This is a genomic window from Phormidium sp. CCY1219 (assembly GCF_035615515.1).
Classification (GTDB): Bacteria; Cyanobacteriota; Cyanobacteriia; order Cyanobacteriales; family Laspinemataceae; genus CCY1219.
This window is the reverse complement of sequence record NZ_JAJENT010000643.1, coordinates 1-11,494: the sequence shown is the minus strand read 5'-3', so window position 1 is coordinate 11,494 and position 11,494 is coordinate 1. Positions and strand designations below refer to the sequence as shown.

Sequence of the window (11,494 nt, the reverse complement as noted above, 5' to 3'; positions counted from 1 at the left end):
TCCTAGGGGCGAAAGCAATTCCTCTAAATACTGCTTGGCAAATTGGTCGTGGGCGGTTCTAGTCATTTTATGAATCCTTCCAAGGTCGCATCTAAACTCACTGGTGTACGATCGCCGGCTGCATATCGGTCTTTATACAGCATCTGGCTGGCAAAAGTATGCTGGTTAAAAAGTCCGCTTTCGGGAAGCTAAGCCGCAACTTCTATTCGCCCGGTCTTTCTAAATTCCATGACTTTTACCAATCACCCAACTGCGGCGGAAAAACCGGGCTAACGCCGGTTCTTCTAACGCCAAATAGATGGGACGTCCGTGAGGACAAGTGCGAGGGGTGCGGGTGCGTTGCCAGCGGTCTAAAATATCCTGCATCTGCGGGACGCTGAGGGGGGTGCCGTTGCGGATGGCGGTGCGACAAGCGATCGCAACCTGTGCGGTTTGCAAGTCGCCGCCCAAACTAATTTCTACCAAAGCGTCAGCACAATCGTCGCGTTCTACCAGCGGTTTGGGGGCGCTGCGAATCGCCCACAACTCGGTGCCAAAGGGGCTGACTTCCAGGCCGATTTCTTCCAGGCACTCGATTTGCGTGGGTTTGAGATTACCGATCGCCACGGGGGATTTGAGGGGGACGATTTCCCAGCGATCGCACAGGTCCTCGTATAAAATTCGCTCGTGGGCGATATGCTGCTCGACCAACCACAAGCCCCCGGGATGTTCCGCCACAATATAGGTTTGGTTCACTTGTGCGACCGCGCGCAGGGGGATGAGGGGATGCGCTTCGCTTTCCCGGGTTCGCTCGGGTTCGCTTCCGGGGGTGGGAGAAACGTGATAGCTTCCCGTGGGTTCTGCAGCTTTCAGTAACTTGTTGACACGCTCTTGTGCGATATCGGGTGTAGCTTCCGGGTTGAGGCGCAAGGCTTGCCCGATCGCCTCACTCACTCGGTTTTGCCATTCCCCCATGTTTTTCAGATAAATCTCTGCTTTGGCGGGGTGGCGGTTCCAGTCGATTTGGTCTGCTGTCAGTCGCAGGTGAAGGAAGCAAATCGGATAGCGATCGCGCGGTAAGGTGCGCGCAAATCCGGCAACGATGGTTTGCTCCAATTCCGGCGATCGCACCAAGCGCCCGTTAACCGCTACCTTGACCCAATCTGACCGACGGCGATGACAGCGATCGGGCAACCCCAACACCACCTGGATCTGCTGCTCGCCCTCTACCTCTAATTTTAACTGTGCCAAATCCTCGCGCGCGATCGTGCGGAGAATCTGTGGTAAAATGTTTTGTGCGGTTTGTCCGGGATTAATCCGAAACCAGGAGCGATCGTTGTGTTCTACCTGCCAGTGAACCAGGGGATGGCACAAGGCGATGTGCTGAATGGTTTGTTGCACGGTTTTTAACTGTTGCGATCGCGAAGGCAAGCTCTGCCGTCGCGGTTTCCAGCGCTCGAACAAATCCGACACGGTGACGATGGTTCCGGGTGCGATCGCCGTGGGTTCTATCTCCACCGCCTCTCCCTGGGCATTATACAGCACCCGCCACCCTTCTCCTCCAGCAGTGCGGCTGAAAATTTCCAGGCTTGACAAATGCGCCAAACTATGCAATGCTTCCCCGCGAAATCCCAAACTGGTAATTTTCCACAAGTCCTCCACCTGGTGGATTTTGCTGGTACTGTGGGCGGTGGCGGCAAGTTTCAAGTTCTGCAAATCCATGCCGCAACCATTGTCCGCTACCCGCACTCGCCACAATTCGGGCCACAAGGAAATGGCAATCCGCGTCGCCCCGGCATCTAGGGCATTTTCCAGCAATTCTCGCAAAACCGCTGCTAGAGAGTCGATGGTCTCTCCGGCGGCGATCGAATACACCACCTCGGCGGGTAACGTTTGGATGCTGTTTGACATCGCGCCCATCCCGGAACCGGAATTTTCTTCTAAAGTCGCTGGTTTCACTTGGCTGGTTCGGCATTCCCCGGCAAAACAGAAGTCTTATTTTATCAAGAAATGAGGACAAATGCAAAGCCAATCTCCACAGATGCGCGGCGTGGAAAGAGCAGCAGATTAGCGATACCAGGGTTTAGCGACTCGATTTTTTCCCTCACGTTTCGTGGTTATGAGACACTAATCGCGCCACTTGCGATGCTTTCTTGATGATGATGCAATGTTCTGGCGCGATCGCCACTACCGAGGGATAATTATCCGCCGCTAGCTGACCTTTCCCCCGGGTGATTTCAATCCCTAATTCGGAATTCTCTTTGAGTATCAACGGCTCTTTTTCGTCCGTAGAATTATTAAACGCCACACCGATTCCCGCTGAAAAACAGCTCCTCGTTACCGCTCTATAATATCCCGTAGACCCGAAGGGAGTAGCCACGACTACACCATCTCCGATGGCGGTTTCTACTTCTTTTCCATCCACCATCGTTTTAAATCGAATCGCACGAGTGGGGTTTTCATTCCTTAGCACAATGTCATTAACCGCCAAGAAACTTCCCCCGGAATAAATCGCTTCCAGTTTGATAATTTCTTTGATTCTCCCCCGACCGGATTTCAGCATTTCCAGCATCTCATCCAGGGATTCGTTATGGCACTTGTAGCAAATCAGACTGTCTCTCACCAGTAACTTCGGAATTCCAGGCAGTTGTCGTTCTGCTTCTAGATAGGTTCCATCTCCACCCACGGTAATCGCAAAGTCAGGATTTTCGCAGGAATATTCAAACCCCTGCTTCTCCACAAGCGCCTTCACTGAGTCGCATTTATCGCGATTTTTGGCATAAACGAAAAATGTCTTTAGCTCCATCGTAGCGTTCCTGCATTGACTGACTGCTTCGCTTTCATTTTGCCATAGTTTCTCCCGGAATGACTACGATCGCCCATTCAGTTTGTGGCACTCGGCTCATTATTTTCTTTGTCGGCTAAACCTGATGGCCAAGCGATCGCCACCCCCGCGAACCCTTTGATTTCTATACTCAACGATTTGGTGTTTTATATACTTAATCGGCGTTCGAGATCCACGGTCTGCATGTGTACGGCATACCCTGTCCTTACGGGAGATTTGCGATTGTTATTTTTGTCACGAGTACATAGCATAAAGCACGATCTAAAACATAGGGGCGCGGCACTGCTATGTTTTTCAACCTATTTGTATAAAATATTGGTGCCCTCTCTCCCTCGGATCGAGGGTCAGTGTCCGGAGGAGAATGGTACAGTTACCCCGAGGATGAGAGGGCGATCGCACCCAGCCTTTGATGCGATAAAACTGCATCCAAATCGAATTGATTTTTCGGTTTCTAATTTATCCAAAATATAAAACCGCTCGAAAATAGCGCCTGTAGGTGGATTGAGTTTGTTGACTCCACCCTTTCAGCGTGCGTATCCTTCTACTTTTACCACAAATTACTCCAAATGTCAACCCTTTGGGAAAAAATTATCAACTTTTATCAACCTTTGCCGTGACGGGGAAAAAAATCGCGATTTAGCGGCAAAGCTATCAACTTTTATCAACTTTTCTATATTTACACTGGAGAGAAACCCTAGCCATACTAGATACAGAACCGGGAAAAACAGGTTGCCCCTTTCGGGACATGATGTTTCCCCCGGCCCTTGAAATTAGGAGTTTACCATGACCTCTTTCTCTTTTGCTACCGCAAGTGCTGCTGTAGTAGTTGCGATCGCCACCGTGGGTATTGCCCCAGCTACCGCCAGCACCCTCTCCTTCGATTACGATGGAACCATTGATATCAGCGCTGAACTGAGTTTTTTTGCTAACCAGTTACTCGGAGAAAATGCCAGCACTGTGGAACAGGCGCTCAACTTTTCAGACAGCTTTGCGGGCACTTTCGACGTATCAGATGACCCGAATCAATATCTGGATGGAGATATTAATATCGAGTATGATTTCTTCAGCGATTTAACGGGTTTCGATTGGTCGGATTTAGGAATTACGGGTATCGAGGATATGCTCGATTTGAATTTTAGCGGCACAGGGTCGTTGTGGTCAGAAACCGCCAATGCTTCCACCGACTTTGACTTTGCTTATGATAGCGCCATTGAGTCGATTGTGATTACGGGGTACGATACCGATATTGTCGAATATTGTTCCACTGGATATTGCACAACCGAAGCATCGGGAGAATTCGATTTGTTTACCACCATATTCGAGTCAGAAACCGCCTTGGTGAATGGGGACGTGAATTTGGTGCTCTCCACCGAACCGGAATCGATGTCTGAAACCGAACCCACATCAATTCCAGAACCGACTCCTTGGCTGGGTTTAGTGGGAATTGGTGCTTGGATGCTGAAGAAAAAAACCGCCCCACAACACTGCGCTTAAATGCTTTGGTTTTCATAATCCTGCCTCGAGGGATTACTAGCAAACGCGAGGTAAAAATCAGAGTCAATCAACTGGGTTGGGGAGCGATCGCAACTCTGCGCACCGCCTATTTTTGTGGCAAATCTGCTGGCGTTTTAGGAAGTGACGGATTCGAGGCGATCGCGAAAATATTGCCGATACAACTCGCAACTCACCGTCACGCGATCGCCCTTTAAATTCACCAATCCCATGCTGTGCAATTTAAACCCTTCAACCTGTCCCATTTGCACCGATTCGGTGGACGAGATGGACTTTTGAAATGCCGAAGCCAAAGCGGGATGCTGTTGCAAACTTCGCAAATGTCGGTGCAAGTGGTCGCCATAAATTCCCGCATCGGTTGCCGCATTTTCCATCAAAGATTCCCAGGAAATATCTTGGTTTGCCAAATGATATAATGCCAGTCGAACCAAATAGGGATGACCCCCAATCAGTTCCCTTAACTGACGCAATTGCTCCGCATTCGGGTTGAGCTGATGGCGTCGAACCAATTCCGCCACTTGCTCTGAAGTAAATGGCTGCAATTCGATAGGCAACCCCACATTTAAAGGCGATTGATTGATATCCAAAGGAATATATATTTCCGTAGAATGAACCATGATTAAGCGCAACTTTTGCCAAGTAGAGTTAGTTTTGGTGCGTTCGTGCCAAAAGCGCAGTAAGGTAAAAAATTCTTCGGCAATTTGAGGGCGATCGATAATTTCATTTACCTCCTCTAACGCCAAAACCAAGCACCCCTCCAGTTGCTCCAGGATATAGCCTTCGATGTAGAGAGTACAGCTCATTTTGGTGCCCAAGTCTTCATCCCAATAGTCATCCAGATGAGGCGGAAAACCCAATTGTTGCGCTAAATTGGCGCAGAACCACCGCAATAATCGATTTAAGTCACTCAATAAGCTTTCTTCCACTTGCTGAAAGTGCAGCAATCCACTTTGACAGCCGCATTCCCGGGCGCGCGCTAAAATGCGATTCATTAAAGAACTTTTCCCCATTTGTCTGGGCGCTTTGATGCGAATAAATGCGCCGGGGCGGACGATTTCTTGATAGCATCGCTGTTCGTGAGGTACTCGTTCGATATAAAATTGAGAATCTAAAGGAACGCTATCTTGCGGGAGTTCTAAGGCGATCGCCGTTGTCGGTAGCCTGCATTTTCCCGGGGTCGCCTCCAGTGACGAAACGGGCATTTTTGCCTTTTCCATCCCCTTATTTTCCCTCAAGCTGGTTGTCGGCGGAATTTTCGCCACATTTTCCGCCAAAATCCGCCGTTCTATCGTGGCGCGAACGTTACTTTTCGTCACTTTTTCCCCAAACGCTTGGGAGAGAAGTTTCCACAACTTCGGTCCGACCCCTTGTTTGATATAATTGCTCGAGTAGCCGTATTCCGCCGCAATTTCATCATAGGTTTTTTTCGTCCCTTGCAAAGATTCGCTCAAAATCGTCCGCTGCAAATCGCTGAAATGCTCTCCGGTGTTGTCATAAACCACGGTTTCCACAAATCTTAAGTATTCGTTAACATCGCTCATCGCTTTATCCTTTTATGGTAATCTAAGATAGCGTCTCGAACGCGAACCCGAGTCCGACCCGGATCCGGGGCGCGGGTTCCTTTCGCCCGGTGAAGAATTGTCCCCAAAGGTAAGGCAAAGCATTGTAACATAAAGTAGCAAAAATTACCCCTGCCAAGCATTCCGTTCCGGTGATGTTTTATGATTTATCAAGTCGGCGGTAGTCTGATTGCAGATGCGCCGAGTTATGTGGAAAGAGAAGCCGACGCGCAACTTTATGAAGCCTTAAAGCAGGGCGAATTTTGTTATGTGCTCAATTCGCGACAAATGGGAAAATCTTCTTTGCTGGTGCGAACCAAAAATCGCCTAGAAAAAGAAGGGGTTCTCTGTAGCGCCATCGACTTAACGGGAATGGGTAGCGAAACTGTCACCCAAGAACAATGGTACAAAGGGGTGGTGTCTCAGCTTTGGTTGGGGTTTAAACTGTTGGGGAAAGTGAAGGTGAAGCCTTGGTGGCGCGATCGCCAAGATTTGCCCATCGTGCAACGACTGAACCAGTTTATCCGCGAGGTGCTGCTGGTGGAGTTTCCCACCCAACCCTTGGTGATTTTTATCGATGAAATCGATAGCATTTTAAGTTTACCCTTTTCTGCGGATGATTTCTTTGCCCTAATTCGATATTGTTACAATCAGCGCGCCATCGATGCGGAGTATCGGCGGATTACCTTTGCGATTTTTGGCGTCGCTACCCCCTCGGATTTAATTCGCGATAAAAAGCGCACGCCGTTTAATATTGGCAAAGCAATCCCCCTCCAGGGATTTACCTTAGCCGAAGCGCAACCTTTGGCCAAAGGATTAGCCGATCGCCGCCCGCAGCCGAACCGGGTTTTACAGGATATTTTAACCTGGACCGGCGGACAACCTTTTTTAACCCAAAAAATCTGCCAGTTAGTGGCACAATCCCCGCCAGAAGACTCGGTAGAAACTATCGTGCGATCGCGCATTATTCAGGGATGGGAATCCCAAGACGAACCGGAACATCTGCGAACCATCAGCAATCGGATTTTAAACAGCGATCGCCTCGCCAGCAGACTGCTGGGAATCTATCAACAAATACTCTGCAAAAACCAAGTACCCACCGATGACAGTCGCGAACAAATCGAATTGCTCCTCTCCGGTTTAGTCGTCAGCACAGGCGCAACCTTACAAGTCAAAAATCCCATTTATCAAGCTATCTTTAACCAACGATGGGTCGCCCAACACCTGGAAAATCTGCGCCCCTACGCCTCACAATTTAACCGTTGGGTGGCTTCGCAACAGCAAGATGAATCCTATTTGCTGCGCGACTTGGCCTTACAACAAGCCCTGGCTTGGTCGGAAAACAAACAACTAAGCGATTTGGATTATCGGTTTCTCAGTGCCAGTCAGGAACTCGCCAAACGAGAAATAGAAAGCGATTTAGCGCTCGAAAAACTGGAACGAGAAAAAGCACAATTTGCCCTACAAGCCGCCGATCGCGCTTATCCCATTTTAGCCCAAGCTCGCCAAAAAGCCAAAGACCGCGCCAAAGACCTCCGCCTCGGCAAATCGTGGATTTTTGCCATTGCTGTTATCGTTACCACGGGCATGTTTCTCCTGCGCTGGAGTGGATTATTGCAAAGCATGGAATGGGCCAGTTTGGATTGGTTTTTCCAACACCGCCCCCGAGAATCAGTTGACGATCGCATTGCCATCATTACTATCGACGAAACCGATTTGCAGCAACTCGGTCAGTATCCCCTCACCGATGGCAGTTTAACCCAGGTTATTGGCGAAATCAAAGCACAACAACCCAGAGCGATCGGATTGGATATCTATCGCGACTTACCCGTAGAACCCGGATATCAAGAGTTGGTCGAACTGTTTGAAACCACACCCAATTTAATCGGCATTGAAAAAGTCGTGGGCAGTCGGGTTGCGCCGCCGCCAATCTTAGCCGATTTAGGTCAAGTTGGATTTGCCGATCAAGTATTAGATGGGGATGGAAAAGTGCGCCGCGCTTTGCTATCAGTGCGCCGTAACAAATCGGAACTAAAACTCAGTTTTGCCCTGAAATTGGCGCTCAAATATTTAGCGGCAGAAGGCATTGAACCCCAAGCCCGAGGCAACAGTAAAATGCAACTTGGAAACGCCCTATTAATTCCGTTTGTGGCGAATGATGGGGGCTACCTGCGTGCTGAGGCGGGAGGCTATCAATTATTACTCAATTTTCGCGGGAGTGCAGGGCAATTTAACACTTTTTCCTTGATGGATGTATTGGAAAAGCGAATTCCCCCCGCCGCCTTGCGCGATCGCGTGGTGTTAATCGGCGCAACTGCAGAAAGCATTAATGACTTATTCCAAACTCCCTATAGCAGTGGGGCGATCGGCACTCCCGATCGCATGGCTGGGGTAACGATTCACGCCAATATTGTCAGCCAATTGTTGAGTGCGGCGATTGAAGGCAGACCCCTGTTGCGCGGCTGGTCAGAACTGATAGAATGGCTGTGGATTTTTCTGTGGTCTGGCGTCGGGGCGGCGATGGCTTGGCAATTGAAAGCGCCAAAATGGATTGCTCTGGGAAGCGCGATCGCCGGGAGTGGATTGTTTGCGATCGCCTATCTGGCGTTTTTGCAAGGATGGTGGATTCCGCTGGTACCGGCGATCGGTGGATTTCTCGCCGCCGCAATCGTCACCCCGATGGCGATCGCGCGCCGCCAGGACAAAATTCAACTCCATCAAACCGTATATTTCCTGATAGCAATGGCCCGGGAAGAACCCGCCGCCGGACAAATTGCCATCGAATATCTCAAGCAAAGTGAAACGCCGGAAAATCGCTTGGCGATCGGGCAAATTTTGCAGGAAGAACATCCGCAATAAATCAAACGGCGATCGCGAAATAGGGCGATCGACAGTTGCTCTACACAGCAGCAATCCGGTAGACATTGCCCACCCGATCCAAACTTGGTAGCGCCACTGGGGTGGGAGACGCTTTCGCCGCCCCTCGCCGGAACCCGCGCGTTTTTTTCGCAGTGGCTCAAATTGCAAAAATTCGCTACAATCGAGATAAAGGATTAGCCTATAGAAAATTCTCGTCCCTTAGCCGTTTGGTTAGATACACAAATGCTTAAAACCACCTTAATCGCTGCCACAGTTATCCTCGGATCCCTTTATATTGGCTTCGGAGACCAAATTGAGTTTCTCCCAGAAAACATGCAAACCGCCAGTTATAACACCCGCACGGGGCTGACGAACTTTGCCCAAGGACTGGTACCCGGTTGGGTCTCGAACACGAAAGAGAAGCCCGATATGTTCGAGCGCACCAACGAGCAACTCGAACAAGAGGAGCAAGACGCAGAATAATTGCGGGTTCGTACTGTTGCGCCCTACCGAACATCTGTGAGTGAAAAAATCCCGCAGATGTTCGGCTATTTTTAGTGGAATTGAAGACAAAAAAGCGCGTTATCTATTTCTTCTTCAACCAGCTAAACATGGCGCGCAAATCTTTGCCCACTTCCTCGATGGGATGTTCCGCTTCTTGACGGCGCATTGCAGTAAATCCGGGTTTGCCGGCTTGATTTTCCAGGACAAAATCGCGAGCAAATTGACCGGATTGAATTTCCGAGAGAATTTTCCGCATTTCGGTACGGGTTTGGTCGGTGACGATGCGCGGACCGCGAGTATAGTCTCCATATTCGGCAGTATTGGAGATGCTATCGCGCATGTTGGCCAAACCGCCTTCCACGACTAAATCGACGATGAGTTTGACTTCATGGAGGCATTCAAAATAAGCCAATTCCGGTTGATAGCCGGCCTCTACGAGGGTTTCAAATCCGGCTTTAATTAAAGCACTTAAACCACCACAGAGAACCACCTGTTCGCCAAACAAATCGGTTTCGGTTTCTTCGCGGAAAGAGGTTTCCAGGATTCCCGCGCGCGTCCCGCCGATGCCTTTCGCGTATGCCATTGCCCGATCGCGCGCTTGACCGGTGGCATCTTGATACACCGCAAACAAACAGGGCACCCCTTCTCCTTGTTCGTAAGTCCGGCGCACCAAATGTCCCGGTCCTTTCGGCGCAATCATTACCACATCCACGGTTTCTGGGGGTACCACTTGGCCGAAATGAATGTTAAAACCGTGGGCAAAAGACAACACTTTGCCGTCGGTTAAATGGGGTTCGATTTCGTTTTTATAGACGGTTTTTTGGACTTCATCCGGCAAGAGAATCATAATCCAATCCGCCGCTTTTGCCGCATCGGCGACGCTATGCACGGTCAAACCCGCATCTTTTGCTTTAGCGGCGGATTTACTGCCGGGATACAGCCCGACAATGACGTTTATGCCACTTTCTTTCAGATTGAGAGCGTGGGCATGACCTTGGGAACCGTAGCCGATAATCGCCACAGTTTTGCCGTTGAGCAGGTCTAAATTAGCATCTTCGTCATAGTACATCCGGGCCATAATCGGCGTCTCCTTCGATCGCTTGTCGTTAATCTTGCAAACTCCGTATCTTATCACAGAAGTGTCCGGGGTTCGCGGATTCCCCCACCGGGGCGATCGCCCCCATCCCTACCCGGGCACCCAAGGCGTGGATCCGACGCCGACTTTCCCCCGCCGATCGGTTCTTGGTCAATCGAGAGCGTTATAGGGTGGGCAACGAGTGGCCCACCCTACGCGGTGATTGAGTTGGTTCTAAAATTAAAATTAAAGCAATGGAATTGATGAGGTTTTGACTCGATGGATGAAGTGGTAAGAAAGGTAGCGGCGTTGGGACTGCCCGGAGTGCTCCTGGCGATCGCAATGGGAGCAACCGGTTTGACAGGGGGTGCGGCGATCGCCGCTGGATTAGCTCTGTTGGGCGGTCCGTCGGGAATACTCGGTGGCATTGGCGTATTGGGCATTACAGGCTTAATTGCCGATTATTTGGCCAATGACAGCATCGATCGCTTGCTGAGTGAAGTGTATCAATTGCGAGCGAGAACCGAACGCACTGGGGAGTTATTAAGAGAATTGGATAACTTGCCCCTGTCGGACGAACTTAAATCTCGGCTGAAGTGGGAAGTGACTCAAATCGGCAACAACCTTGCCAACTTTGCTACGACAATTTCACCGCTGACCCAAGAAGCGATCGAGATTTTAAATAACGTTCGCGGGATAAATTATGCTTCGGAAAAGGATTTGAAAAGCTCGCGACCGATTTTTACCCTTAGAGATGGAACGGTGGTTAGAACCTGGAAAAATCCGTTTGGCATCGACCATATTTTTTTGGCGGATAGCAATGGGAATATTATTTATGGCGGGTTTGTGAGTTGGTTTGATGCGGACAATCTCAACGAAGCCATTGAGTTGTTGCGATCGCAATTTACTTGAACCGATGGGGCAGTGGATAGGGAGAGGGCGACAGGTTGTCGGATCGCAAGGCCCGGAGTGGGCGTGGGGGGGCGTCTCGAGCGGCGATCGCGATCGGGGGTGGCGCGATCGCCTTTACCGAGAATCGGCGTAAAGCCCCCGGATTTATCCGTGGGGATATAAGCCGAGCGATTGACCCCCGGTCCCCCGCAATTATATTCGTTGGACATGATAAGGCTTGGTGCTGTATAATATCATAAGGAGGTGAAG

9 protein-coding genes are annotated in these 11,494 nt (G+C 50.1%); 5 read left to right on the top strand and 4 right to left on the bottom strand.

The annotated features are described in order from the left end of the window. Positions 1 to 219: 219 nt before the first annotated feature. Both mutL and LKK83_RS18490 read right to left on the bottom strand, forming a co-directional pair. The gene (gene mutL, locus LKK83_RS18495) at positions 220 to 1,890 is read right to left on the bottom strand and encodes a DNA mismatch repair endonuclease MutL (protein WP_324632750.1); all 1,671 of its coding nucleotides are present in this window, start codon (positions 1,888 to 1,890) and stop codon (positions 220 to 222) included. Positions 1,891 to 2,083: 193 nt separating this feature from the next. Further along, positions 2,084 to 2,785, bottom strand: a complete 702-nt coding sequence (locus LKK83_RS18490) for a hypothetical protein (protein ID WP_324632747.1) — start codon at positions 2,783 to 2,785, stop codon at positions 2,084 to 2,086. An 822-nt stretch (positions 2,786 to 3,607) separates the two neighbouring features. Between LKK83_RS18490 and LKK83_RS18485 the strand changes: the two genes are divergently transcribed. Further along, a complete protein-coding gene (locus tag LKK83_RS18485; RefSeq protein ID WP_324632746.1) occupies positions 3,608 to 4,318 on the top strand; it encodes a hypothetical protein in 711 nt (236 codons plus the stop codon). A gap of 134 nt (positions 4,319 to 4,452) precedes the next feature. On the opposite strand, the gene LKK83_RS18480 is transcribed toward LKK83_RS18485, so the two are convergent. Then, positions 4,453 to 5,877 (bottom strand): AAA-like domain-containing protein, encoded by a 1,425-nt coding sequence (locus LKK83_RS18480; protein ID WP_324632745.1) that lies wholly within the window; start codon positions 5,875 to 5,877, stop codon positions 4,453 to 4,455. Between the two features lie 180 nt (positions 5,878 to 6,057). Between LKK83_RS18480 and LKK83_RS18475 the strand changes: the two genes are divergently transcribed. After that, a complete protein-coding gene (locus LKK83_RS18475; RefSeq protein ID WP_324632744.1) occupies positions 6,058 to 8,754 on the top strand; it encodes a CHASE2 domain-containing protein in 2,697 nt (898 codons plus the stop codon). 243 nt (positions 8,755 to 8,997) lie between these two features. After that, on the top strand, positions 8,998 to 9,237 hold the full coding sequence (locus tag LKK83_RS18470) for a hypothetical protein (RefSeq protein ID WP_324632743.1): 240 nt from the start codon (positions 8,998 to 9,000) through the stop codon (positions 9,235 to 9,237). A gap of 103 nt (positions 9,238 to 9,340) precedes the next feature. Here LKK83_RS18470 and ilvC read toward each other — a convergent pair whose 3' ends face one another. Beyond that, a complete protein-coding gene (gene ilvC / locus LKK83_RS18465) occupies positions 9,341 to 10,336 on the bottom strand; it encodes a ketol-acid reductoisomerase (RefSeq protein ID WP_324632748.1) in 996 nt (331 codons plus the stop codon). A 276-nt stretch (positions 10,337 to 10,612) separates the two neighbouring features. On the opposite strand from ilvC, the gene LKK83_RS18460 reads away from it, so the two are divergent. Both LKK83_RS18460 and LKK83_RS18455 read left to right on the top strand, forming a co-directional pair. Continuing rightward, positions 10,613 to 11,245 (top strand): hypothetical protein, encoded by a 633-nt coding sequence (locus LKK83_RS18460; protein WP_324632742.1) that lies wholly within the window; start codon positions 10,613 to 10,615, stop codon positions 11,243 to 11,245. A 4-nt stretch (positions 11,246 to 11,249) separates the two neighbouring features. Beyond that, positions 11,250 to 11,378 (top strand): hypothetical protein, encoded by a 129-nt coding sequence (locus LKK83_RS18455; protein ID WP_324632741.1) that lies wholly within the window; start codon positions 11,250 to 11,252, stop codon positions 11,376 to 11,378. The last annotated feature ends 116 nt before the right edge of the window (positions 11,379 to 11,494 follow it).

Coding starts and splice junctions, on each gene's coding strand:
- mutL (WP_324632750.1), bottom strand. CDS start 1,890: ATGTCAAACAGCATCCAAACGTTACCCGCCGAGGTGGTGTATTCGATC.
- LKK83_RS18490 (WP_324632747.1), bottom strand. CDS start 2,785: ATGGAGCTAAAGACATTTTTCGTTTATGCCAAAAATCGCGATAAATGC.
- LKK83_RS18485 (WP_324632746.1), top strand. CDS start 3,608: ATGACCTCTTTCTCTTTTGCTACCGCAAGTGCTGCTGTAGTAGTTGCG.
- LKK83_RS18480 (WP_324632745.1), bottom strand. CDS start 5,877: ATGAGCGATGTTAACGAATACTTAAGATTTGTGGAAACCGTGGTTTAT.
- LKK83_RS18475 (WP_324632744.1), top strand. CDS start 6,058: ATGATTTATCAAGTCGGCGGTAGTCTGATTGCAGATGCGCCGAGTTAT.
- LKK83_RS18470 (WP_324632743.1), top strand. CDS start 8,998: ATGCTTAAAACCACCTTAATCGCTGCCACAGTTATCCTCGGATCCCTT.
- ilvC (WP_324632748.1), bottom strand. CDS start 10,336: ATGGCCCGGATGTACTATGACGAAGATGCTAATTTAGACCTGCTCAAC.
- LKK83_RS18460 (WP_324632742.1), top strand. CDS start 10,613: ATGGATGAAGTGGTAAGAAAGGTAGCGGCGTTGGGACTGCCCGGAGTG.
- LKK83_RS18455 (WP_324632741.1), top strand. CDS start 11,250: ATGGGGCAGTGGATAGGGAGAGGGCGACAGGTTGTCGGATCGCAAGGC.